We start from the raw sequence: 22,293 nt of genomic DNA, 5'->3' as shown, positions 1-22,293 counted from the left end.
CATCGTGAAGATCACCGAGATACGCGCGGCCGGGTTGCGTGGCGCTACCCCGAAGGGTGGCTGGGCCCAGGAGCTGGATCCGGACGACAACGTGCACACCCTCGTCACTGTGCACACCGACGACGGTGTGGTGGGCGTCGGCAGCGTCTTCTCCAGCGAAGCGTTGGTGCGGGCGGCGTTGCAGACATTGGAGCCCTTGTGCCTCGGCGCGGATCCGCGGGAACCGGATCGGGTCAGTCAGGTGCTGCATGAGAACACGTTCTGGCTCGGCCGTGGCGGCGCGATATCGCACGCGATCAGCGGCATCGACGTGGCGATGTGGGACATCCTGGGCCAAGTGACAGGGCTGCCGGTCAGCACGTTGCTGGGCGGGCGGTATCGCGAGCGGGTGCGCCCGTACGCGTCGGTGCTGGTGGACGATGAGCCGGTGCTCACTGGCAATCTCACTCGGCTGGCCGAAGCGGGGTTTACGGCGTTCAAAATCGGTTGGGGGAACTTCGGGCGGGAACGGGACACCGTCGACGAACGGATCGTGGCAGCCGCGAGGGACGCGGTCGGGCCTGACGCGCTACTGGCGGTCGACGCCGGCGGTTCCGACGCGTTCTGGCGGCGCGGTTACTCGTGGGCGGTGCGGACTGCGGACATGCTGGCCGGATATGGCGTGGCGTGGTTCGAGGAAGCGCTGCGGCCCGACGACCTCGACGGATTCGCGCGACTGCGGCAGGTCTCCCGGGTTCCGATCTCCGGTGGCGAGGTGTTGAGCCGCAGGCAGGACTTTGCCCGGTTCATCGCTGGTGGCGCGTTCGACATCGTGCAGCCTGACACGACGAAGGGCGGCGGGTTGAGCGAGTCACGGCGGGTGGCGTGGCTGGCGGAGGAATTCGCGGTCGGGTTCATCCCGCACGGCTGGAACACTGCGGTCGGGTTGGCGGCCGACCTGCACCTCGCTGCGGCGTTACCGGGCACCGAGCTGGTGGAGTACAAGACCGGCTCGGCGTACATCGATGATCTGGTCGAGGATCCGTTCCGGCTCGACGACGACGGTATGCTCGCCGTTCCGTCAGGCCCGGGACTCGGTGTACGGCTAGATAAGTTCGCGCTCGATCGATTCGCCCCGGGCCACCGACTCTTGCCAACTCTGTGAGTTGTGAAGACGTGAGCCGGACAGCCTTGCCGGCCATTCTCGGCGGCCAGCCGGTGCTGGCGGCGGGAGATGAGCCGACCTTTCCCCCTAGGGGCGATCTGGAAGTTGGACTCCTCACCGAGATAACACGAGGAGGACAGTGGTTCGCATTTGGTCGCGGAGCCGGAGAGTGGCGACTCACGCTTGAACAACTCGTAGCGGATTCGACCGGCTATGCGTACGGGGTTGGCGTGCCGAACGGGACCCTCGGTATCGCCGTTGGTCTCCGGGCACAGCTCCGCGCGCGACAAGCCGTCGACCCCCAGTGGGTCGTTGGCAGGGAGCGCGTACTCGTCGCGGATACGACTCACGCATCAGCGCACTACGGAGTCCTCGCCGGGCTCGCGCCAGATCTCGAACGTCGAATAGTTCTCGTGCCCATCGACGCCAGCCGTGACGCCACACCGAGCTCCGCGGCAGCGGAGCAATACATGGATCAGCACGCCGACCGTGTGCTGGCGTTGGTTCCGGTGACAATGTACGGCGCTTTCGGTGAGATCGATCGGTTCGTCGCGCTGGCGAGGAAGTACGACGTGATGCTGCACCACGACAACGCTCTCGGTGGCGGCGCGCGCTACGAGCGATCACGAGCGACGACAGCCTCAGTGTCGGGACAAGGGGAGGGGAAAGCCACCCCCGCCGGTGAGGCGGGCGTGGCGCTTACGAGTGACCCAGAATTGGCACGGATCATGCGAGCAGATACACACACCGGAATTGGTCCGAGTCGATTGGACGCAATTCCGTTCGAGGAAATGCCCCGACTCACGGCCGGAAACCTGCGGCTGGGCGAACACGCAGCTGGCCTGATGGTGCTCCAATGGTTGCGTGCATACCAAGCTCGTGTCCAAGCTCGCGAGAATCGGCGCCGCGTTCAGCAGTTGTTGGCCGAACCCGGGTTGTTCGGCGTTCCAATCCTGTGGAATGCGCCGATGGATGCCGAGTTCCCGCCCTTCTTCATGTTCCAGATGGTCGCCACGGAAGAGCTTGAAGAGGAGTTGGGCCTCTCGCCGGCGGATATGCGGGCGATCTTTTGTGCAGAGGGAATGGAGGCGGAGCGTGGTTTTACCCCGACGCATCGTGATCCGGCATGGAGGCATGTCGCTGAAGGCCACGAACTGTCGTACGAGGGGTCAGCACATCTGTTTAAGAAGTCCGTGATTGTCGGCGGCAAGTACTTGCGTGACCCCCGCTTTGTGGACTGGATCACCGCAATTTTCGAGAAGGTGGTCGCATACAAGGACCGACTGCGGGGCGTCGGCGACACGATGCCGGAGATGACCTAACCCAGGCTTTTCGCGTGGGTTGGTGGGCTTGCCCGCCGGGTCCGGCTGCCGACGGATGTCGGGTTCCCACCTTGTAGCAGCTCAGGCATCCGAAGCGCGCTGTGCTGTGTGCGCGGCGCGCCTACGGCGTGCTGATGAACGACGGTGACCGGACGTCTCCGGTTGCGGTCGACCGTACGCGCCAATACGTTTTCAAGTTTTCGTAGGCGTCCCAGTCGAAGGGGTGTCGGTGCTGGTCAGCGCAGGTACGTCTTGCGCGGGTATGCCGGTCTCTCATCGGCGGTAGCGCGGGTTCGAATCCCGTCGGGGCTACCACTGGTAGAGCGCCCCTCACCTGCAGAAACGCGAGTGAGGGGCGCTCTTCGTGTGTCCGGCTGTCTCCGGCCAGAAAACGGGTTTCTACGGCCGCTCTCGTCTAATACGCGTCTAAGTTTTAGCGTGCCGGGCCGTGGCCCAAAGCGTTCTCGATCTTGGCTTGGTTGCGCGCTGCGTCGCCGTCGATGCACTTGGCGTAGGTGGCGAGGAGGACGTCGACGGAGTGCCCGGCCCATTCGGCAACTTGGGTTGCCGGGACGCCGGCGTTGAGCCATGTCGACACGGCTGCGTGGCGTAGATCGTAGGGTCTCGCCGCGACATGCGACGTACCGGCATTGTGGCCGAAGACGGCTTCGCGGGCACGCGCCCATGTTCGGGTGACGGTGAGGACTGGGAGGTGGTCGGTGTTGCGTTCGCCGACGAAGAGTCGCCCGTCCGCTGTCGTGCCGAACCGTTTGATGTGGCGGTGAAGCAGGGCGGTGAGTTCCGGCGGGCACGGTACGGTCCGGATCTCCCCGATAGCGCGTTGCTTGAGTTGGCGGTTGTCGCGTTCATCGCCGGTGTTGGTCCACTCGCTGCCAGCGTGAGGCTTCGCCCGTTCGAGATGGATTTCGCCCCAACCCTCAGCTGGCAGGGTCAGATTCTGCTTGGTGAGCCCGGCAGCTTCTTCTGGCCGCAGGGCGGCGAAGTACAGGCAGGCGTAGAACGCAACAAGGTGTGGTGCCCGCGTGTCTACGGCTGTAAGGAGCGCCCGAGCTTGTGCGGGGTTGGCGACGCGGCGGCGGTCGACGGCCTGAACGGTGCGAGGTGGTTTCCATTTGAGCGCCGGTAGGGGATTGGTGGTGAGGATCTTGCGTTCGATGGCGTACTCGACGGCATTGTTGAGGATCTTCCGCCATCGGGACACCACGCTGGGGGCATGCGGTTGGCCGTCCAGCCGTATCGAGAGCGAGTTCGAGGACGGCGCGATCGGCCAGCTCTGAGACCGGTCGTGTGTTTTTGCTCGCCCAGCGCAATGTCTCGGAGACCGATTCGGGGTCGGGATCGTCCCGACGTCTCGAGTTGAAGGCGAACCTCTTCAAGGCCGACAGCAGCTGCACTCCGTCCGGCTGACCGCGTTCGGTGGTGAAAACGAACATGTCACTGCCGTCATCGCCTCGGCGACTGTACGACGTGTCGTGGCTGCTGACTTTGGTCACTTGGTATCGACGTATTCGCAAGGGTCTGTGTGATCAGGCTGGGTTCAACCTGGACCGGGGTACGGGCATACCGTCGAGCAATGGCTGGAACTTCCCCGACGAGGTCTTGTCCTGGGCCGGCTAGGTCGGCGCGCGAGGACGAGGAACGCGACCTCGGGTGCTCAGTGCCACGGGTTTTGAGAGTCGAGTACGAGGGACGGCCGCGCTCAACTCCGGTGGCACGGATGAAGACGGCGTGCGAAGTGCCCAGTTCTCCCGGGAAATGCGGCATCGCTCCTCGTCGGTGAACGACACTTCGTCGAGAACAGCGGTCGGGCTGCCGCCCCGGCCCTGCCGTTGACACGCGTCGATGACCACTACCTGGGGCATGGCACCGCTCGGCCCGGATTTTCACGACCATTTCGATGTCAGCCACCGGCATGTTGTCGAGCATGATCCAGCGGGCCCCGGCACTAATGGCCTCAACGGCCTGCGCCACGGTCTGCACCTCCACATCGGTCTCCACCTTCTGCCCGGTGCGCGCCGTCCCGCGCCGGACCGCGTCGATCGCGTTGGTCACGCCGCCTGCCGCGGCGATGTGGTTCTCCTTGAGCAGCACCATCGACGCGAGGTTGAGCCGGTGGTTGCGGCCGCCGCCGACGGTCACCGCGTACTTGTCCATGGCGCGCAGGCCCGGCGCCGACTTGCGGGTGTCCAGAATGCGCGCCTCGGTCCCGGCCACGGCCTGGACGTATTGGTCGGTGAGCGTCGCGATGCCGCCCATGCGTTGCAGGAAGTTCAGCACCGTTCGCTCCCCGGTGATCAGGCTGCGCGCCGAGCCGGACAGGCGTACCAGGACATCGTCGCCGGTCAGCCGGGCGCCGTCGGGGACGAGCGCTTCCACTGTGACCTCGGGGTCGACCTGGGCGAAGACCTCGGCGACCACGGGGAGACCGCTGGCGATGCCGCCTTGCCGGGCGCGGATATCGGCCACGGCCGCCAGGCCTTCGGGAACGCTCCACGCAGTGGTGACGTCCTGGCTCGCCTCATCCTCGGCCAGTGCAGCGGCGACGGCGGTTCGCGCCGCCTGTGAGGGGAACTCTGTCATGGTCCGTGGTCTCCAGTCCTGTGGTTTCGAGCCAAGAATCTGAGGTGTCCCGCGCGCGGACCGCTGTCAGAACCGGTTGCGCTAGCCGTCGCCGCACCCTCGGCGGCAGTGGACGGGGCGTCGGCAAGCTCGGCAGCCCACCGCCGCGACCACTCGATGACCGGACCGAGGGACTCGCGGGCGTCGTGGCCGAGCGGGGTGAGGGTGTAGTTGCCGTCGCGCAGCACCTCGGCGAGCCGGGCCTCTTGGAGCTCTCTGAGCCGTTGCTGCAGGACGCTTGACGACATGCCGTCGCAGCGCCGCTGCAGGAGCCGGAAGCCGAGCGGCTCGTTCCCCAGCTCCCAGATGATGCGCAAAGTCCAGCGGCGCCCGAACAGGTCCAGTGCCGCCATCAACGATCGTCCCGTGGTGGACCCACGGACCGGCCGGCCCGGCATGGGCGTCGGCGACGCGTTCATGACTCTCCGTCAACTCTTGTGCTTCGAATTCCGAATCGGTAGTATCGCACATCGCGGCAGTGCTTCGGAATTCGAAGCACCCCTTCCAACACTGGAGGTTCCATGCCCAAGGGCTACTGGGTCAGCGTCTACCCCACCATCACAGACCCTGAGGCGCTTGATGTCTACAACGAACGGGCAGGTCTAGCCGTCGCGGCCGCGGGCGGGCGGGTGCTCGCCAGCATCGGCAGCCGGGTCGACGCACACGAAGCCGGAATCGCCGAGCGCGTTGTCCTGATCGAGTTCGACAGCTTCGAAAAGGCAGTCGCCGCACGCGCGAGCGCGGCCTACCAGGAGGCGCTGGCCGAACTCCCCGACGGCTTCGAGCGCGACTTCCGCATCATCGAAGGCCTCGACTGACCGAAGTCCAGTCGGAACTTCACTGGAGCTTCAATGAGTCGAGGCCCGGCGCCGTTGACATGCGGTAGGGCGAAGCGCGCTGGAGGGTATGCCCGACCACTCCTTAGGCCGTGTGGCCAGCCTCGTACATCATTGTCCGCCAAGGTGGTTACGGATGGACGCCAGTTGAGTTCCTCATGACGCAAGTGAGCGCTATAAAGACTCCGTTCGCATCGAGCAGCCCGATCCAAGTCGTATCGGCGTTCGTGATGTTGAACATCTCTGTCGCGTTGTCCAGCCGCAGGCAGTGCACGAATTGGCTGAGCCCGACTGTTTCGGGACCCTCGCCTGCTTCGCTGCGGCGAAGCCGCACTTCGTACGTCGGCACCAGTTCGGCGGGTACGATCGTTGTCACGGGCAACATCTCGGTCTGATCGGTGACCCGCAGCGCAGCGGCCAAGGTCCGAGACGGTTCGTCGGAACGGTCACGAAGAAGAGACAGGACAGTGGACCGGTCCATGTATCGAGTCAACGAGATATCTCCACTCCCAGCAGGCTGTAGATCAACATGGTGACGTAGGCGGAAACCACGTAGCGCTATGCTCGCTTTGTTTGTTCTTGCCAGTGCCAACGCATGCCCCATGGCCACTAGCTGTTGTCCTCTCCGACGTCGAGACCGATCCTCTGCTGGGAACGTGCCCGTCGCAGCGACCGCAGGCGCTCTACGGTCGCCATGGGTGCCTCCTGTGCCGTTTCTGTAAGGTCTGCCAGATCATTTGTCAGCAGGTGCGCTTGAGCCGCAGAGGCACGCGGCTCCACAGGCGGGGTCTCGTTCGTGAGGCATGCGTGCCACAAGTCCGCATCGAACCAGTCCACTCCATTGGTCGGTGATGCTTCAAAGAACCACTGGCCGCGATCGCGGACAACACGTACCGACACGTGCATGAAGGAATAGCACGTCACCTCATCGCCGAAACCCTTGGAAGCGTGCCTCCCAGTCTTCTCGTACCCCTGGGCAATCAGCTCGCGAGCCAGTTCCTCGTCGACGAGCTCAATTCCGTCGGTCACAGCCTAGACCGCCGCACGTTGGTCTCAACACGCTCCACGACTAACTCCTCCTGATTACGTTCCATCTCGTCGGGTGCCGACAGCGGACGACGCGATTCACGAGTTACACCGCACCTCCGGAGCACTAAAACGACACACGCGGCGAGCCATCTGACCAGCTAACATGGCGCGACAGGTGATTCAGTTGTCCTCCTCGAGACTAATCGTGGCTAGTGCGGCGAGGCCGCCGCCTCGCCACGTCTCCAGACTCCACGAGCTACTCCGATCTATGTCACGTTCGGCGACGCCCACGTCGCGCACTCGACAGACTCTCCTAGCAAGAGTTCCTGAGTGACGCCGGGCCGTGACGCGCCTGGATTGCCACGAACTTGTAGGCGGTTCCCTTCCCCGCGAGCGGAGTGGGCAACGCAGCGAGTACCCCTTCTCGATCGGCGCCTGCGTCGAACGCGTCGACGCTGGCAAGCGTTGCGGCAAGCGACGACGTCCCGAGTTCCGTGATCAGGTCGAACGGATCGCCGATGAGCAGTGCCGCGCGTCTTCCGCCGAGCAGGTCAGCCGCGCCTGCCCGTGCATAGCGGCTGCCAAACACGGGCGACTTCGCGCGAACCGAGCCGGTCCCGGCTTGAACCCACCTTTGATTCCCTGAGGTTTCGCGGCGGCGGTTCACGGTCGGGGTAGCCGCCGCGCCGCAGATGGTCCAGCAGGATCGGCAGCGCGTCGGGATAGGGTTAGGAGTTGTTGACCAGGTCCCACACCGACGACACCTCAACACCGGCACGGGCTAGGTCTTCAAGATGGGTTGCTCGGCTCGGCGCAACACCTCCGCGCGCGCCTGCAGCTTCTCCTCCTGGGCGGCCTTCATGCGTAGGTAGTCCTCATCGTGGGAAAGCTCCGCCATCAACTCAGCCGCGGTCTTCCCGCCGGGAGCGTCTCTTGCCACGCTTCACGGAATGTATCTCGCGTTTACTTGTATGGGCTGCCCTGGTCTCCGAGGGCTCCAAGCACAACACCGCCGGCGCCATCATATTGGCGAGCGATATCGGGATCATGCGTCCACGAGGTCGGCAGCATTAGGCGGATTTTCCAGTCTCAACCGTTAGTTTGCCTTTATTGTGTTGATCAGTGAGGAATATGAGGACGGAGTCCGCCGTTTTAGCATCCGCAGCATCGACAGCTAAGAGGTTCACAGCAGACCATTCGATCGCCGCGCCGCATGTTAGCAGTGTCCGCAATATCCTGGCGCGGATATCCGGAATTGCCAAACCAGACACGGAATACCGAATGAACTGAACTCTTAATCACCTTGGTCATATCGTACGACTCGTCGGTCTCAACGATATCTCCGAGCGCGACGTCATACATAAAAAATGGGATACGGCAAACTTCAAACCGGTAGTCAGCGAGTTGGCGTGCCCAAAGCTGCTCCGAACGGCCCTTTTCCGATAAATCCGCACTAATGATGAAGTCTGATCTGTCTCGCCATGTTGGCTCAGGATGGACGACCACATTCGACTCAGTCATTTCAACACTCAACATAGGTGTAGACGTGCGCCGGTTCCCGCAGGCGCGGACCGCCGCTGCCCCCGGGGACCGCCATTGCGGCGATGAATGCGACGTGCAGCGCTGTGATGGCTTGGCGAAGCCACGGGATCATCGGCCGCCGTCGGAGAGCTGAAATTTCCTGAGATCGGTGGGCATGAACTCATCTTCGATCACCTCGGCAGTGAATTCGTAGATCGCGTTGATGAGGGCGGCCGGAACCTGCACCTGCTCGTTGACGATTGCCCACGCTAAGGAGCAGAGTCCCTCGGCAGGCTCTCCATGGTCGATAAGACTATGGACTTCAGCCAGGCGTTCGGCCGGCAAGTAGTCAGCCGCTTCCCAGGCGACCGCCTTGACGGCTCCGAGGTACTCCTCAGGGCTCACGGCGCATTCCTGACGACGTTCGTGGGATAGCCGGTGCAGACCTGGTTGTTGCGGATGAGAACTTCAGTGTCGATACCATCGCGAGTTCCACTGACGAAGATGTCGCCAGGCCTGTTGCCAGCGCGCCAGGCAAGCGATGGGTCCGTTGCAATATCCGAGATCTCGTGCATGATCCGGTCGTCTGAGCAGTCAGCGGGAAATTCGGACTTGTTCGGGAACCCCGTGCCCGGGCGGTGCCCGCCACCGTACGACCCGTTTGAGCGGACTTCGCCATCGAAAATATGGCGGCGCCGAGGTGACGAAGCGAGATCAACAAGCTCATCTCCGCTCCTTGTGCTTGATTTGCTACCTTGAGTCCTTTGGCGGCCCATCCTAGTCCTGGTACTGCCCAGGCACAGGAGTCGACTTGTCCTTTGGTGCCGTAGGCGATGAACCGTCCTGGATCTCCCGGAGGTTGTCGATCTAGCGAGGGAGAATGGCATCCATGGCTGCACCGAGGAAGTACGACCGAAGGGGAGATTGAGGCCACGACGATCGTCGTAGCGGCGGGTCGAGCCGTGCCGACCTTGACCGGAGCGCTCGTCGTGGGAGGGATGTCATCCGTGGCATGTTCGCAGTAGAGTCGCCGCTGGAGATCCTCTCGGCTGACATCGGATGGCGGCCGATGCCTGGAGACGGAGGAGCCCATCATTGGTGCGCTTAGGCCCGGTCTTTACGTGACCGTCATGCACTCGGGAGTGACGCTGGCTGGCGGCTGCGGGACGATTGGCTGCCGAGGAGATCGTGGATGGCGAGGTGCAGGGCGCCTTGCGTGGCTGTCGTCCCGATCGGTTCTTGTGAAGGTCTCGGCGAATTCGGCGAGTTGCGTCACGGGGCCTGAGACCGACTTTCCCAGCGTTGTGCCGCGGTGCGGAACTCCCTACACCGCTGAGGACTGTCCCCAGGGTTTGGCGCGCAATTTTCAGCCCAGCTCGACAACGAATCGGCAGATCAGCGGACCAGGGTGTTCGTTTTGGGTTCGGCTCGTGACCCCAACGCAGCAGTGGCGTGACGTAAGGCGGTTTCCAGATCGTGGATGAGGCAGTGAGCGCGCTAGTCTGCGGAGACTTTGCTCGCACTGACGAGCGTGGTTTGCGCCAGGGCGACCGGCGCTGGAGGCAGGACTTTGGCCAGTTGTCGATGGCGTGCCGGATGACGGCGTCAGCCGAGCCATTGGATGAGCAGCAGGTGGACTTCTTGTTGTTCCTCGTGGATGAGGTAGATGACCTGACCTGCGTGGTCGGGGCCGAACGGCCACCACCTTACTGCGCCGTTCGGGTCTGCCTCGTGCTGGGGTCGGCCGTTCCATGGTGTGAGCTGGAGAACGTCGAGGACATCGGCGTAGGCAGCTAGTGCGTCCTCGGTCAGGGAGTGCGGCGAGTTGGTCCGAGTACGGCTGCGTCCGGGATGAGGCGGTACACATCTACGAACTCAAGCGTTGCCGGATGAGTTCGTGCATCTGCTCTGCGGGGACGGTGTCGGGGTTGTGGCCGGTATGAGTGATCTGTTCGGCCTTGGCCAGCACGCGGAAGTACGAGCCCGGATCCGTGGTCTCGGTGTGTGCGATGTGCTGCCACTTGCGGAGAAACTCATGCACGCCGGTGAGGTCCTTGGATTGCTTGGCCCACTCCAGGACGATGTCCCATTCGGTGTCGAACTCGACGGCGACCCGCCAGCTCAGACGTGCCCGGATGGCGGCCGGGTCGGCGGCCGGTGGTGTCGGGTGACCGCCGGGTAGCGGTTCAGCGGCGTGCTCATGCCCTCACCATAGCCCAGCGGATGTTCCGTTAGTGGTGTACCGACGGCGTGCTGACGGACGACAGTAGCCAGCTGTCTCCGGTCGTCGTCGACAGTTTGTGTCGAATGCGTGCCCAAGTTTCCGTCTGCGCGGCCGTCGAGTAAGCATCGTTGCAGGTCATCCTATGTGTGCTCGGCGTAGGCATGCCGCCCTCTCAAGACGGCAGCGCGGGTTTCGAATCCCGTCGGGGCTACCACTGGTAGATCACACTCGCCAGCGGAAACGCAGGTGAGGGCGCGGCCCCGATCGCAGGGGGACGTTTGCATGGTGGGCTGCTTGACAGAAACGTGACAGTGCATCAAAGTAGCGATCCACGTCACCGATACGTATCACTACCAAGAGGCTTTCTGCCGCAAAGTGGAGGTGTTATGTCCGTCGCCGAGGTGAAACGGCTCGCTCGCCGCTCTACTAAGGCGCGCCAAACGCAGGCAACCCCGGACAACCGTACGGCTTTGGCCTTCCTGGCGCCCTGGGTGCTGGGTGCAGCAGCGCTGACCCTCGGCCCGATCGTCGCATCGCTGTATCTCGCATTCACCGACTACAACCTGCTCCAGAATGCAAACTGGGTTGGTACGGCAAATTTCGAGCGCATGGTCGACGACACACGGCTGCACTCGGCGCTGGCGGTGACCTTCAGATACGTGGTGATCGGCGTGCCGGGGCAGCTTCTCACGGCTCTTGGGCTCGCGCTGTTGCTCGACCGCGGCCTGCGGGGCAGGTCGATCTATCGCGCGGCGTTCTACCTGCCTAGCATGCTGGGCGCATCAGTAGCGATCGCAGTGCTGTGGCGCCTGGTGTTCGGGGGCACCGGACTGGTGAATACCTTGCTCGGGCTTTTCGGCATCCACACAACGACGAGTTGGATCGGGAGCCCGAATACCGCTCTTGGAACGATCATCCTCCTGCACATCTGGACCTTCGGGTCGCCCATGGTGATCTTCCTGGCCGGCCTGCGACAGATTCCAACCGAGCTCTATGAGGCTGCCGCAACCGACGGTGCAGGACCATGGCGCCGATTCCGGGCGATCACGTTGCCGCTGTTGACGCCGTTCATCTTCTTCAACCTCGTGCTCGCCATGATCAACTCTTTCTTCGTCCTTCACCCAGGCGTTCGTCGTCTCGGGCGGCACGGGCGGACCTTCCGACTCGCTGTTGTTCTACACGCTCTACCTGTATCAGGAAGGGTTCACGTCCTTCCGGATGGGCTATGCATCAGCGCTCGCCTGGCTTCTCGTGTTGATCATCGGCGCGTTCACCGCGGTCAACTTCTGGCTCTCGAAGTATTGGGTTCACTATGCCGACTGACTCCAACGTCCGCCCGGCCAGCCGCTCCGCGGACCGTCCAGGAGCCGTGGACGATGCTGACATGGTGCGACAGCCACGGTTCCGAGGCTGGGACAGGACACGACTCAAGCGCATTGCCCGACGTGCGGTGAAGCATGCACTGCTCATGGCGGCAGTCTTCACGATGCTGTACCCAGTGCTCTGGATGCTTGTGAGCTCGCTGCGCCCGGACGGTCAGATCTTCGGCAACGCGTCGATCATGCCCACGACGTTCCATGTCGAGAACTACACGTACGGCTGGACGGCGTTGGGTCGGCCGTTCACCGTCTACTTGCTTAACTCCGGGCTCGTGGTCGGTGGCTCGATCATCGGGAACTTGGTGAGCTGCTCGTTGGCGGCGTACGCCTTTGCAAGGCTGCGTTTTCGCTTCCAGCGGCCTGCGTTTGCCTACATGCTCATCACGATCATGCTGCCCGTGCACATCGTCATCGTGCCCCAGTACATCCTTTGGGCACAGGCGGACCTCGTGAACTCGTTCTGGCCGCTCATCGTGCCCAAGTTGTTGGCCACCGACGCCTTCTTCGTCTTCCTCATGGTCCAGTTCATTCGGGCCCTGTCCCGCGACCTCGACGATGCAGCACGTATCGACGGGGCGGGTCATGGCCGGATCTTCGCCCTGATCATTTTGCCGCTCATGACGCCCGCACTAGCCGCCACCGCGATCTTCACCTTCATCTGGACGTGGAACGATTTCTTCTCCCAGCTCATCTACCTGACTGATCCACAGCTGTACACCGTGCCAATTGCGCTGCTGTCGTTCATCGACGCTCAGTCGACGTCGTCATTCGGAGCGATGTTCGCCATGAGTGTCGTCTCTATCGTGCCCCTCATCCTCATCCTCGCCTTCGCCATCGGTCAGAAGGTCCTGGTCCAAGGCATCGCTACGACCGGGCTCAAGTGAGCCTCAGTACGGAAGGAAGGACCAACACATGACCATCCAGATTCGTCGGACAGTCGCCAGTGCCACCGCGACGCTGGCACTGGCTTTGGCACTGGCGCGCAGCGACGGTGACGACCCGGTGACCCTGAGCGTCACATGGTGGGGCGGCGACGCCCGCCACTCTCGCACACAGGAAGTCCTGGATCTGTTCGAAGAGAAGTATCCGAACATCACGATCGAACCGGAGTTCTCCGACTGGAGTGGGTATTGGGAGAAACTCGCAACCGCCACGGCGGGCGGCAACGCTCCGGACGTCATCCAGATGGACCAGCTCTATCTTGCCTCGTACGCCTCGCGTGACAGCCTCGTGGACCTCGGATCCCTGCCCGAACTCGACACGTCGAACCTTGAGCAATCCGTGCTGGACATGGGCAAGTCGGACAACGCGCTGTACGGGATGCCGATCTCAACCGTGGCAGCCGGCCTGCTGGTGAACAGGGACCTGGTCGAGGAAGTCGGCGTGCCACTACCCGATATGTCGACCTGGAGCTGGGAGGAGTTCGAGGTGTGGGCCCAGGACGTCACCAAGAACTCGCCCGCCGGCACGTACGGCACTGGGATCATGACCTACGAGTTCACGCTCCAGAACTTCGCTCGGCAGCACGGTGACGAGCTCTTCGACGAAGAGACCATCGTGATCCGGCAGGAAACCATGGCCAACTTCTTCCAGCTCGCGCTCGACTGGACGACGGGCGGGGCCGCACCGCCGGCTTCAGCGACGGCCGAGAGTGCCGGCCTGCCGCTCGACCAGACCCCCATGGCGACCGGCAATGCAGCGGCGATCTTCGTCCCGTCGACAACGATCACGGCTTACACGGCAGCCAGCGGGGCCGAGCTCGAGCTGGTGCCACTGCCCACACCCGACGCGGGCGTCACGAAGTACGACTACTTCAAGCCCGGCATGTACTGGTCTATCTCGTCGAGGTCGCAGCATCCGGCGGCGGATGCCTTCATCTCGCATATGGCAAATTCCATCGCGACCGCGGGTTGAGCGGGGGATAGATGCTGAGGATCGGAATCATCGGCACTGGCGGCATAGCCGGTTCGCACATCGACGGGTACCTGCGCTTCACGCAGGAGTGCGAGATTGTCGCGCTGTCCGACGTCGTGCCTGACAAAGCTGCCTCCCGGCGGGACGAGTTCGGCCTCGCCGGAGCCAGGGTCTACGAGCGCGCCGAGGACATGCTCGCGGCCGAGGACCTCAATCTCGTGAGCATCACGACACCGCCGGCCACGCACGCCGAGCTGACGATTGCGGCCCTACGTGCCGGGGTCGACGTGCTGGTCGAGAAGCCCATGGCGCCCTCGCTCGAGGAGTGCGACGCCATGATCGCGGCCGCCGCGGCGCACGCCAGGGTGCTCTCAGTTGTCGCCCAGAACCGCTTCCGCAACGACATGGCCAGGCTCAAGGCGATACTCGAATCGGAGCTCGTCGGGCCTGTATCCCACGCACAGTTCAACTCGGCCTGGTGGCGCGGCATCGCATACTACGATCTGGCTTGGCGTGGCACGTGGGCGTCTGAGGGCGGCGGCTGCACGCTCAACCATGCCATCCACCACCTGGACCTGGCTCTCTGGCTACTTGGTACACCACGGGCCGTGACGGCCGTGCTCACCAACGCCGCGCACGAGAACGCAGAGGTTGAGGACCTGTCAGTTGCAGTCCTGCAGTACGAACGGGCGCTGGCCGAGGTGACGAGCTCGGTGGTCCACCACGGCGAGGAACAGGCGATCGTCGTGCACGGCCGGCACGCGCGGGTGTCTCAGCCCTGGAAAGTCGTTGCCGAGGCCTCGATGCCCAACGGTTTCCCTGCGCCCGGGGGCGACCCCGAGCGCGTCGCCAAGATCGAGGCGCTCGCGGCCGCACACCGTCCACTGGAGCACGTGGGGCACCGCGGGCAGATTGGGGACGTGCTGGCCGCGGTGCGCGAGCGCTGTCGTCCCGCAGTCGACGGCGTTCACGGTCGCCGGGCCGTCGAACTTGTGACCGCGATCTACGCGGCGGGTATCGAACGTCGCACCGTGGATTTGCCGCTGGCGCCGGACGATCCGTACTACCGCACTGGCACACTCGTCGAGCGAGCGCCGCACTTCTTCGAGAAGTCGACATCGGTCGATGAGCTGCCAGGCGCCATCGCTGTCGGCAGCAGCGCAGACCATGCCGGCAGGACCTCATGAGCGGGACCAGCGGCGCATCCTATACGCCCGAGCCAGTACCCGACCCCGTAGTAGGCCCGGGTGAGTTCGTCTTCGCCGCCGCGCACCTCGACCACGGACACATCTACGGGATGTGCGAGGGCGTGGCGTCCGCCGGAGGCACGCTACGGTGGGTTTACGATCGTGACCCGGCCAAGGTCGAGGCCTTTCGCGCGAGGTTTCCCGACGTGCGAGTCGCGCGCAGCGAGGACGAGGTGCTCGACGACCCCGAGGTCCGCCTGGTCGCCGGTGCGGCTGTCACGTCTGAGCGGTGCGCGCTGGGACTGCGCGTCATAGGCGCCGGCAAGGACTACTTCACCGACAAAGCGCCGCTGACGACGCTCGAGCAGCTTGAGGCCGCCCGAGAAGCCACGACCCGCACGGGGCTCAAGTACGCCGTCTATTACTCCGAGCGCATCCACGCAGAGGCGGCCGTACTGGCTGGCCAGCTGATCGAGCAAGGCGCGATCGGCCGTGTACTGCAGGTCATGGGTCTCGGTCCGCATCGGCTCGGCACCGGCCGCCCGGACTGGTTCTTCGAAAAGGACAAGTACGGCGGCATCCTGTGCGACATCGGCAGCCACAACTTCGAGCAGATGCTGTACTACGCGGGCGCGAAGGACGGCGAGGTGGCCTACTCGGCGATCGCGAACTACCACCACCCCGAGCACCCGGGCCTGGACGACTTCGGCGAGGCAACGATCGTCATGGACAACAGCGCGACGGGGTATTGCCGGGTCGACTGGTTCACGCCCGACGGGCTGAGCACATGGGGCGACGGCCGCACGTTCATCCTCGGGACCAACGGATACATCGAGCTCCGAAAGTACGTCAACGTTGGCACCGACGACGGCCCGGGCCACGTCTTCCTGGTCAACGACTCGGGCGAGCACCACCTCGTCGCGCACAGGAACGTGGGTTACCCGTACTTCGGCCATCTGATCCTCGACTGCCTTGAGCGGACCGAGACGGCCATGACCCAGGAGCACGCCTTCAAGGCCGCCGAGCTGAGTGTGCGTGCACAGCTCGGGGCCAGGGTGTTGACACCGTGGCCGGAGGCCTAGGCACCCACGGACCCGGCGTTCTCAACGAACCCATCTGGCCGGCCGCAATCGTCGCACCCTCCGCGGCCGCAGATTCCGTGTAGCGACGCGTTGAGCCATGCCGTCATGTCCCATCAATGAAGATCGGAGAGCACATGATTCGCACGCACCGAACCACCGTCCTAGCTGCGAGTACGCCCCGTTGGAAGGAGCTGCGATAATGCGTACGCAACGCACTACGATTCCGGCTGCAGGTCGTCAGTACCGGCTCGGCTTCAGGCGCCGATCACCCACTGCCATCGCTGCGGCTGCCGGCGTGCTTCTGGCCGGGTCGGTAGGTGCTATCAGCGCCCCCACGGCCGAGAAGCTCGACGTGGACGAGCCTATCGACGTGACAGTCGATTACGCCGCTGACGCCGGTCCCTCCACACAGGTTGCCAGCGGATTCCTGCACGGAATCGACGCGGAGGATCCGCCCCAGTACCTGGTTGACGGCGTCGAGGTCCGCACGATCCGCGGAGCTGACTACCACCACAACCTGCCGAGTTTGTACGACCCGGCAACCTACGAGCGCGTCTCGGCGACCGGTGCCAACCTCCAAGTGGGCGTGTACTACTACTAAAGCATCCCGGACCACCCGCTCCGCGATTACCGTCCTGGGGACGACGGCGACTGGGACACCTGGCGCGAAATCGTGACCGGCGTCTTCGAGGAGGCTGTCGAGAAGGGCTACGAGGTGGACTCGTGGATCACGTGGAACGAGCCAGACCTGCAGTGGAACAGCCCGGAACGACCTTTCAGTCGGTTCCTCGAGGCGCACAAGGTCGCCCACGACACACTCAAAGAACTTGACCCGGACGCGCGCGTGCAGGGCCCCGAACTCTGGCGCTACAATCCCCAGCGACTGACGGAGGTCCTGACCTTCTGCAAGGAGAACGACTGCCTGCCCGACCTGCTGGGCTGGCACGAGTTGGCGCACGCCCCGACCGATGTCCCGGGTCACGTCCGGGAGATTACGGAATGGATGGTCGCCAACGACATCGAACCGATGCCGATCACTGTCTCCGAATACCAAGGCGGCGCGACCGGGAATCCAAGTGCCTGGCACGTTGGCAACAACGTGCGCTGGCTCGCCCAGTTCGAGCGCGTGGCTCGCCTAGGCTTGGAGTCGGCCGGCTTAGCGGCGTGGGAGTGGAGCGGTGACGACGATGACTTCCGGGCCACCCTCAGCAACGCAGTCGACCGTACAGTGTCTCTCCCGCGCGGCGTCTGGTGGAACCTCAACGCATACCGGGACATGACAGGCCGCCTGGTCACCACGACGTCCGGCGATTCGCCGGAGTTCACCGGCCCGGAGATGATCTACCAGGCCGAGGACGCCGAGATGCACGGGGCGCAACTGGCCACCGACTGGTCCGGCTTCACCGGTGCCGGGTTCTGGAACCCGTTGAACGCCAGCGGCGATTGGGCCGAATGGACTATCGATGGGCCCACGGCCGGCACGCACAGTCTCTTGTTCCGATACGCGAACGGCGGCACCGGTGACCGTCCGTTGGATCTAACGATCAACGGGCAGCACGTTCTGACATCGCCGTTCCCGGTGACCGGCGGATGGAGCAACTGGGAGTACGAGGTCGTCTATGCAGACCTGGCCGCTGGCGTCAACACTGTGCGGGTCACGAACACCGGTGCCCGCGGCCCCAATATCGACTACCTCGGCGTCAACGCGGGCGAGGTCACGATCCCTGATCCAGTCCCCGTGGATGCTCTCACTGCGGTCGACACTGGCTTGCACCGCTCGGTGACGCTGATCGGTAACCAGACGTCAGAGGAGCAAGAGGTGAACCTCGAACTCGTGAACATCCCGGCCGAGCTCGTCCGCGACGATTCGGTTCGTGTCCGCGCGACGCTTCTGACCAACTCGGAGGCGCTGACCGCACCACCTGTGGTTCTCGACGAGGACATCGACGTAACCGCCGACGGCGCACGTGTCGCGTTGACGCTCCCCGGCGATGCCGCCCATCGCATCGACGTGATGCCTGCGGTGGGCAGCACCGAACCCTTCCGCGTGGAGATCGAAGATCTGGAGGGTAGAACGAGTTCGGGGGCAACCGTGCACCGCCTCGATGAGTCCGGCGCGAGCAACAACGCCGCTACGCTCCTCGACACGACCGACGACGGCCAAGGGGTCGTCTACTCCGTGCAGGTACCCGAAGATGGCGTCTACCACCTGAGCCTCGGAGGCAAGAAGGCGGAAAGCCACGGAATCGCGCAGGTTTATGTCGATGATACGGCTGTCGGTGGTCCGGTCGATCAGTACGGCACTGAGACCTACGCCGGCGCGCATATCGGTATCGTCGAGCTCACAACAGGTACGCACGAGATCGAATTCAGGGCCGTGGGCACGCACCCAGTTTCCAGCGGTCGCGCCTTGGTTCTTGACTATCTCGAGTTCAGCGCGTTGAGCGAAGACGGTGAAGATCCGGCCTGCGCGGATCCTGATCAGCGCGAGACCGTCGTGGTTGGCGGCGTGGATAGCGGTGTGCCCAACCGGACAGTGGGCAATGGATGCACGATTAACGATCTGATCCTGGACGAGCAGTCTTGGCCGAATAAGGGTGCGTTCATGCGTCACGTTCGTGACGTGACCGATGAGTTGGTCGAGAGGGCAGTGATCGACGAGCGGGAGCGCAGCGCCATCATGCGGGCCGCGGGCAAGGCCCGGATCTGATCGGCTGAGCTGCGCCGGCCCCTGTCCTCGGGGGGCCGGCATCATGCTTCGTAGCCGCCGTCGATGGCGGGTGACGATGCGATCACCGATGTCGATCCCGGCCATGGTGGTACGTATCATGGATGATACGTACCACCAAGGTAGAGGTCAGCACGGCGCGCCGGGTCAAGATTGTGTCGGAGCGCGGGCCGGGGAGCCTGCTCGGCGCCCCGGATGACGGTAAGGATAGGGCACAAATGGGCGCACGAGCCACCAGCCGAGACGTAGCACGCCTAGCCGGTGTGGCTCAGTCAACGGTGTCCTACGTACTTTCGGGCAAGGGCTCGATCTCGCCAGAAACGCGTCAGCGCGTTCTGCGGGCGGTCAAGGAGCTCGGATACCAGCCAAATCTTGCGGCTCGGGCCATGCGCACACGGAAGACCGGTCGGGTCGCCGTCGTGATGGGCATCCCTATCTACAACCCCGTCCACATGCTCGCGGGCGCGGGATCAGCAGCTGAGGCCGCGGGCTACGTGATGGAGATGCATAGCGTCGACGGGAACATCCAAGATCGTAGTGAACGCATCCTCGAACTAGCCGGATCGAGACAGTATGAGGGCATCTTGTCGTTCGCGCCGACGCTGCCCACCCTCGAGCAGAATGCACCGCGGGACGTCTCCATCGTCACGTCAGTGAACTTCGACGACGATATGCATACGGCAGGCGAGTTGGCTGACGCCACCCCGGTCGAGGCGTTCATCGAGCATCTAGCTGCTCTTGGCCACACGCGCTTCTTACACGTCGCTGGCCCTCCGCATTTCGCCTCTGCCCAGCGCCGGAACCAGGTTTATGCCGCTACAATCGAGCGTCTAGGCCTCGTGTCCTTGGGAATTGTCGGGTACGACTGGACGGGCGAGGCTGGCGTGGAGTCGATCCGCGCCCTTCCTGACGGTACACCGCCACTGGCAGTGATCGCGGCCAACGACCTTGTCGCGGTCGGAGTCATGCGCGGCGCAGCCGAGCGCGGCTGGTCAGTTCCGGGTGATATCAGCGTCACGGGCTGGGACAACTACGATGTGAGTCCATTCCTCTTTCCATCGTTGACTACCGTCGACAATGACCGAGCCGAGGCTGGACGTCGAGCGATGCTGCGGCTTATCGCCGCACTACGCGATGAGCCTCCACCGGACGGTCTCGCCCCTCTAAACCAGATCATTTGGCGAGAGTCGACTGCAGCTCCGAGCACCTGAAGCGCTAGCTCGGTAGCAGGCCCTATGCATGTGGACATGATAGCGGATGGTTGTTCGTGCGTGGCCGCGTCGGGACCTTGCCTCCGATTGGCTGGGACCGGTCGAAGTGGGACGTCGGCTCTACGCGGCGCACGTGATGCAGGTACGCGCTACCGGTCTCGCTGCGAGCCGCCGCTCGCCGATGGGTCCTCGGCAGCGTTCGCATGTTCCGTAGGTGCCCGCGTGCAGGCGCTCGATGGCGATGTCGATCTCTTGAAGATGCTGTTCGGCCTGCTGGACAAGAACTCCGACCTGCGCCCGCTCGAAGGCGATGGTCGCGCCCTCCGGATCGTGCTCGTCATCAGCGTTGGTGTGGCGTGAGGCCGCCACCACCGCGTCAAAACTGCCGGTGAGACTCGCCAGACGTTTGAGCGTAGCCTGCCGCTCGAGCTCGAGTCGCTCACGCGCTATCCATGCGGTCATCCTGACGCGATATCACAGACGGTTCAACCAGGTTCCCACGCCAGCGAGGCGTTCGGTCACTGTTCTATGGATAGATCCCGATTGGCCTGCGCATTCGCTAGTCGATGCCGCTGCCGGCGTCGTCGGTGATGACTGTGACGATCCGGCACCTGCGTCCGCTGACGCTGTTCTTCCGCCGGATGTTGACGACGGAGCCGATGACGATGACGGCGTAGTCGGGCTCGTCCGGACCACGGTCGGTGTCGGTGCTGTGTTGTCGGCCGGGCTGATCGGTGTGCTGACCGCGCGGCGTGCGTCGCCGCTACGGTCGACGACTGCCCACGCCGGCTGTGCTGGATGGTCGTGCCGAAAACGGGCACGCCCGACCACGTCATGGACGCTTGGTTGGCCCAGCGCCCTATCCGGGTCTGGTGTGCATTGGCCACGATGCCGTTGGGCAGGATGGCAGTGTGATGGATCCCTATGCAGTGGCGAGGGAATTTGTCGATCAGCGTTACCCCGATGCGCAGGTCGCCATTTTGGATGGGAGCGCGGCCTCAGGAGCGGTAACTCCGACCTCGGATCTCGACATACTCATCGTGCTGAGCGGAGACAGCGCGGACGTCTCGTATGTAGAGACAACCACACATCGGCAATGGTTGATTGAGGCTTTTGTCTATGGCTCGGCGAGGGCGCGCGAGTGGTTTCAGAGGGGGCATGATGAGCGCCGCCCGGTTCTCGATTCGCTGGCCGCCAACGGCCTTGCAATAAGTAAGAACGAAGAGACCGTGGCTTTGGCAAAGGAGGCCCGAGAGGTCATACCAGCCGGACCGAAGCCGCTAGGTGCCGAAGAGCTTGACCTGCGTCGGTACAAGCTTTCGGCGTGGATCGATGACCTTGAAGGCAGCTGATCCGGCCCGAGGGCCCCCTGGCGCGGAGTCGAGCACGTCGAGATCGAGACGCTGAACTACGTCCACTGGTTCAACCACGAGCGACCTCATGAAGCAGTCGACGATCTACCACCAGCCGTTGTCGAACAGATCCACTACGCTGCAAGGAACGAGCTCCAGCCAACCGGCTGAGCCACAAAACCGGGCCTCCAGACACCCGGGGCGGTTCATGCCTCGACTCCGGCCAAGAGGGCGCTGCTGCGGTAGCGCAGTGCCTCCTTGGTGGCATGGTCGCCGCCTCCGGAGTCGACATGCTTGAACAATTCGTCGGCTGTGGTGACGATGTTCTCGATCTCGGAGCTTGCTTATGCCTCGAGGAGAGGGACGGCGTGGACCAGCACGTTCGGGTTGGGCAGCAGTTGTCCAGCTTGGGCCAGAGTCGCCAGCGTAGTCCGTGCTTCGATGGTTGATTTGAGGACCGACCTTGGTTCGAGATCGATTCCGGGCGGTGGCAGTGGCGGTAGCTCGTTGAACGAGAGTTCAGGGTTCCAGGGCACGTGTCAACTCTTTCAACACGTTCTTCTCAATATGTTAAAAATCTCGAGAAAATTCACCACGTTCTTCCGTCGTGTCAGATGAGAGCACATATCAGCCCGCGTATGTGACGCTTGCTCCCGAGTCGGGCGGCGGCGGCGGTGGCCGCCCCCCGCCCCCCACGCGCACCCCCCGGGGACCGGCGACCTGT

General features: G+C 63.7%; 24 protein-coding genes and 5 pseudogenes. 16 read left to right on the top strand and 13 right to left on the bottom strand.

All coding sequences use genetic code 11. From position 1 onward, the window contains the following. Positions 1-4 precede the first annotated feature (4 nt). Positions 5-1,144, top strand: a complete 1,140-nt coding sequence (locus G1H11_RS17575; protein WP_163819885.1) for an enolase C-terminal domain-like protein — start codon at positions 5-7, stop codon at positions 1,142-1,144. Beyond that, the gene (locus tag G1H11_RS17570; RefSeq protein WP_343074875.1) at positions 1,141-2,466 is read left to right on the top strand and encodes a DegT/DnrJ/EryC1/StrS family aminotransferase; all 1,326 of its coding nucleotides are present in this window, start codon (positions 1,141-1,143) and stop codon (positions 2,464-2,466) included. Before G1H11_RS17575 ends, G1H11_RS17570 begins: the two co-directional genes overlap by 4 nt. Before the next feature lie 433 nt (positions 2,467-2,899). On the opposite strand, the gene G1H11_RS17565 is transcribed toward G1H11_RS17570, so the two are convergent. The 3 genes from G1H11_RS17565 to G1H11_RS17555 all read right to left on the bottom strand — a co-directional run bounded on the left by G1H11_RS17565 (position 2,900) and on the right by G1H11_RS17555 (position 5,525). Next, positions 2,900-3,691, bottom strand: a complete 792-nt coding sequence (locus tag G1H11_RS17565) for a tyrosine-type recombinase/integrase (RefSeq protein WP_216843868.1) — start codon at positions 3,689-3,691, stop codon at positions 2,900-2,902. A 239-nt stretch (positions 3,692-3,930) separates the two neighbouring features. After that, entirely contained in the window at positions 3,931-5,067 is a 1,137-nt protein-coding gene (nadC, locus tag G1H11_RS17560) for a carboxylating nicotinate-nucleotide diphosphorylase (protein ID WP_163819883.1), read from the bottom strand. Beyond that, positions 5,064-5,525: a winged helix-turn-helix transcriptional regulator gene (locus G1H11_RS17555; protein ID WP_163819882.1), complete on the bottom strand. Its 462-nt coding sequence runs from the start codon at positions 5,523-5,525 to the stop codon at positions 5,064-5,066. Before G1H11_RS17555 ends, nadC begins: the two co-directional genes overlap by 4 nt. Positions 5,526-5,627: 102 nt before the next feature. Here G1H11_RS17555 and G1H11_RS17550 point away from each other — a divergent pair, with 102 nt between their 5' ends. Beyond that, positions 5,628-5,924, top strand: coding sequence for a DUF1330 domain-containing protein (locus tag G1H11_RS17550; protein WP_163819881.1), 297 nt, complete (start codon positions 5,628-5,630; stop codon positions 5,922-5,924). Positions 5,925-6,072: 148 nt separating this feature from the next. On the opposite strand, the gene G1H11_RS17545 is transcribed toward G1H11_RS17550, so the two are convergent. From G1H11_RS17545 to G1H11_RS27470, 7 genes are all read right to left on the bottom strand, one after another. Continuing rightward, positions 6,073-6,423 (bottom strand): hypothetical protein, encoded by a 351-nt coding sequence (locus G1H11_RS17545; protein WP_163819880.1) that lies wholly within the window; start codon positions 6,421-6,423, stop codon positions 6,073-6,075. Between the two features lie 128 nt (positions 6,424-6,551). Continuing rightward, positions 6,552-6,971: a hypothetical protein gene (locus G1H11_RS17540; RefSeq protein WP_163819879.1), complete on the bottom strand. Its 420-nt coding sequence runs from the start codon at positions 6,969-6,971 to the stop codon at positions 6,552-6,554. A 313-nt stretch (positions 6,972-7,284) separates the two neighbouring features. Beyond that, the gene (locus tag G1H11_RS17535) at positions 7,285-7,560 is read right to left on the bottom strand and encodes a hypothetical protein (protein WP_163819878.1); all 276 of its coding nucleotides are present in this window, start codon (positions 7,558-7,560) and stop codon (positions 7,285-7,287) included. A 192-nt stretch (positions 7,561-7,752) separates the two neighbouring features. Continuing rightward, positions 7,753-7,911, bottom strand: a complete 159-nt coding sequence (locus G1H11_RS17530; RefSeq protein WP_163819877.1) for a hypothetical protein — start codon at positions 7,909-7,911, stop codon at positions 7,753-7,755. A 212-nt stretch (positions 7,912-8,123) separates the two neighbouring features. After that, on the bottom strand, positions 8,124-8,492 hold the full coding sequence (locus G1H11_RS27475; RefSeq protein ID WP_163819876.1) for a DUF4265 domain-containing protein: 369 nt from the start codon (positions 8,490-8,492) through the stop codon (positions 8,124-8,126). 129 nt (positions 8,493-8,621) lie between these two features. Next, a complete protein-coding gene (locus tag G1H11_RS17520) occupies positions 8,622-8,897 on the bottom strand; it encodes a hypothetical protein (protein ID WP_163819875.1) in 276 nt (91 codons plus the stop codon). After that, positions 8,894-9,268: an EndoU domain-containing protein gene (locus G1H11_RS27470; RefSeq protein ID WP_163819874.1), complete on the bottom strand. Its 375-nt coding sequence runs from the start codon at positions 9,266-9,268 to the stop codon at positions 8,894-8,896. The genes G1H11_RS17520 and G1H11_RS27470 overlap by 4 nt, the downstream gene beginning before the upstream one ends. A gap of 820 nt (positions 9,269-10,088) precedes the next feature. Between G1H11_RS27470 and G1H11_RS17510 the strand changes: the two genes are divergently transcribed. After that, positions 10,089-10,289, top strand: coding sequence for a hypothetical protein (locus tag G1H11_RS17510; protein ID WP_163819873.1), 201 nt, complete (start codon positions 10,089-10,091; stop codon positions 10,287-10,289). Between the two features lie 70 nt (positions 10,290-10,359). On the opposite strand, the pseudogene G1H11_RS25305 reads toward G1H11_RS17510, so the two are convergent. Further along, positions 10,360-10,650: pseudogene (locus tag G1H11_RS25305) on the bottom strand (DUF6247 family protein); the annotation flags it as partial. Between the two features lie 452 nt (positions 10,651-11,102). Between G1H11_RS25305 and G1H11_RS17500 the strand changes: the two are divergent. The 9 genes and pseudogenes from G1H11_RS17500 (at position 11,103) to G1H11_RS17465 (ending at position 20,217) form a co-directional block, all read left to right on the top strand. Next, positions 11,103-12,039 (top strand): annotated as a pseudogene (locus G1H11_RS17500) (carbohydrate ABC transporter permease). Between the two features lie 61 nt (positions 12,040-12,100). Beyond that, entirely contained in the window at positions 12,101-12,979 is an 879-nt protein-coding gene (locus G1H11_RS17495) for a carbohydrate ABC transporter permease (RefSeq protein WP_163819872.1), read from the top strand. A 28-nt stretch (positions 12,980-13,007) separates the two neighbouring features. Then, complete coding sequence (locus G1H11_RS17490) at positions 13,008-14,009, top strand: ABC transporter substrate-binding protein (protein ID WP_163819871.1); 1,002 nt, start codon at positions 13,008-13,010, stop codon at positions 14,007-14,009. An 11-nt stretch (positions 14,010-14,020) separates the two neighbouring features. Then, positions 14,021-15,196, top strand: coding sequence for a Gfo/Idh/MocA family protein (locus tag G1H11_RS17485; protein ID WP_163819870.1), 1,176 nt, complete (start codon positions 14,021-14,023; stop codon positions 15,194-15,196). Then, positions 15,193-16,278, top strand: coding sequence for a Gfo/Idh/MocA family protein (locus G1H11_RS17480; protein ID WP_163819869.1), 1,086 nt, complete (start codon positions 15,193-15,195; stop codon positions 16,276-16,278). The genes G1H11_RS17485 and G1H11_RS17480 overlap by 4 nt, the downstream gene beginning before the upstream one ends. A 199-nt stretch (positions 16,279-16,477) precedes the next feature. Further along, positions 16,478-16,879, top strand: a complete 402-nt coding sequence (locus tag G1H11_RS17475) for a hypothetical protein (RefSeq protein WP_163819868.1) — start codon at positions 16,478-16,480, stop codon at positions 16,877-16,879. A 72-nt stretch (positions 16,880-16,951) separates the two neighbouring features. Continuing rightward, on the top strand, positions 16,952-18,988 hold the full coding sequence (locus G1H11_RS17470; protein WP_163819867.1) for a carbohydrate-binding protein: 2,037 nt from the start codon (positions 16,952-16,954) through the stop codon (positions 18,986-18,988). Positions 18,989-19,110: 122 nt separating this feature from the next. Continuing rightward, positions 19,111-19,365, top strand: a pseudogene (locus G1H11_RS27140) (LacI family DNA-binding transcriptional regulator); the annotation flags it as partial. A gap of 93 nt (positions 19,366-19,458) precedes the next feature. After that, the gene (locus G1H11_RS17465; RefSeq protein WP_246211495.1) at positions 19,459-20,217 is read left to right on the top strand and encodes a substrate-binding domain-containing protein; all 759 of its coding nucleotides are present in this window, start codon (positions 19,459-19,461) and stop codon (positions 20,215-20,217) included. A 120-nt stretch (positions 20,218-20,337) separates the two neighbouring features. Here G1H11_RS17465 and G1H11_RS27465 read toward each other — a convergent pair whose 3' ends face one another. Continuing rightward, positions 20,338-20,445 (bottom strand): TraR/DksA family transcriptional regulator, encoded by a 108-nt coding sequence (locus tag G1H11_RS27465; RefSeq protein ID WP_425501247.1) that lies wholly within the window; start codon positions 20,443-20,445, stop codon positions 20,338-20,340. Between G1H11_RS27465 and G1H11_RS25910 the strand changes: the two genes are divergently transcribed. From G1H11_RS25910 to G1H11_RS27460, 3 genes and pseudogenes are all read left to right on the top strand, one after another. Further along, positions 20,440-20,577 carry a hypothetical protein gene (locus G1H11_RS25910; RefSeq protein ID WP_246211494.1) on the top strand — a complete coding sequence of 46 codons (138 nt, stop codon included), beginning with the start codon at positions 20,440-20,442 and terminating at the stop codon, positions 20,575-20,577. The genes G1H11_RS27465 and G1H11_RS25910 overlap by 6 nt on opposite strands. A 554-nt stretch (positions 20,578-21,131) precedes the next feature. After that, a complete protein-coding gene (locus G1H11_RS17455) occupies positions 21,132-21,569 on the top strand; it encodes a nucleotidyltransferase domain-containing protein (protein WP_163819864.1) in 438 nt (145 codons plus the stop codon). A gap of 27 nt (positions 21,570-21,596) precedes the next feature. Continuing rightward, positions 21,597-21,740 (top strand): annotated as a pseudogene (locus tag G1H11_RS27460) (IS3-like element ISMyma3 family transposase); the annotation flags it as partial. Between the two features lie 38 nt (positions 21,741-21,778). Here the strand turns inward: G1H11_RS27460 and G1H11_RS27130 are convergent. Then, positions 21,779-22,105 (bottom strand): annotated as a pseudogene (locus G1H11_RS27130) (Fic/DOC family N-terminal domain-containing protein); the annotation flags it as partial. Positions 22,106-22,293: the final 188 nt, after the last annotated feature.

The sequence above is a fragment of the Phytoactinopolyspora alkaliphila genome (assembly GCF_010550695.1).
Lineage (GTDB): Bacteria > Actinomycetota > Actinomycetes > Jiangellales > Jiangellaceae > Phytoactinopolyspora > Phytoactinopolyspora alkaliphila.
Note: the sequence above shows the minus strand (reverse complement) of the source record. Positions and strands in the feature narration are given on the sequence as shown.

Bases quoted from the DNA above. Each gene is read 5' to 3' on its own strand.
- G1H11_RS17475 (WP_163819868.1), top strand. From the start codon at position 16,478: ATGCGTACGCAACGCACTACGATTCCGGCTGCAGGTCGTCAGTACCGG.
- G1H11_RS17555 (WP_163819882.1), bottom strand. From the start codon at position 5,525: ATGAACGCGTCGCCGACGCCCATGCCGGGCCGGCCGGTCCGTGGGTCC.
- nadC (WP_163819883.1), bottom strand. From the start codon at position 5,067: ATGACAGAGTTCCCCTCACAGGCGGCGCGAACCGCCGTCGCCGCTGCA.
- G1H11_RS27475 (WP_163819876.1), bottom strand. From the start codon at position 8,492: ATGACTGAGTCGAATGTGGTCGTCCATCCTGAGCCAACATGGCGAGAC.
- G1H11_RS17455 (WP_163819864.1), top strand. From the start codon at position 21,132: ATGGATCCCTATGCAGTGGCGAGGGAATTTGTCGATCAGCGTTACCCC.
- G1H11_RS27470 (WP_163819874.1), bottom strand. From the start codon at position 9,268: ATGGGCCGCCAAAGGACTCAAGGTAGCAAATCAAGCACAAGGAGCGGA.
- G1H11_RS17465 (WP_246211495.1), top strand. From the start codon at position 19,459: ATGCTCGCGGGCGCGGGATCAGCAGCTGAGGCCGCGGGCTACGTGATG.
- G1H11_RS17550 (WP_163819881.1), top strand. From the start codon at position 5,628: ATGCCCAAGGGCTACTGGGTCAGCGTCTACCCCACCATCACAGACCCT.
- G1H11_RS17480 (WP_163819869.1), top strand. From the start codon at position 15,193: ATGAGCGGGACCAGCGGCGCATCCTATACGCCCGAGCCAGTACCCGAC.
- G1H11_RS17485 (WP_163819870.1), top strand. From the start codon at position 14,021: ATGCTGAGGATCGGAATCATCGGCACTGGCGGCATAGCCGGTTCGCAC.
- G1H11_RS17495 (WP_163819872.1), top strand. From the start codon at position 12,101: ATGGTGCGACAGCCACGGTTCCGAGGCTGGGACAGGACACGACTCAAG.
- G1H11_RS17510 (WP_163819873.1), top strand. From the start codon at position 10,089: ATGACGGCGTCAGCCGAGCCATTGGATGAGCAGCAGGTGGACTTCTTG.
- G1H11_RS17545 (WP_163819880.1), bottom strand. From the start codon at position 6,423: ATGGACCGGTCCACTGTCCTGTCTCTTCTTCGTGACCGTTCCGACGAA.
- G1H11_RS17490 (WP_163819871.1), top strand. From the start codon at position 13,008: ATGACCATCCAGATTCGTCGGACAGTCGCCAGTGCCACCGCGACGCTG.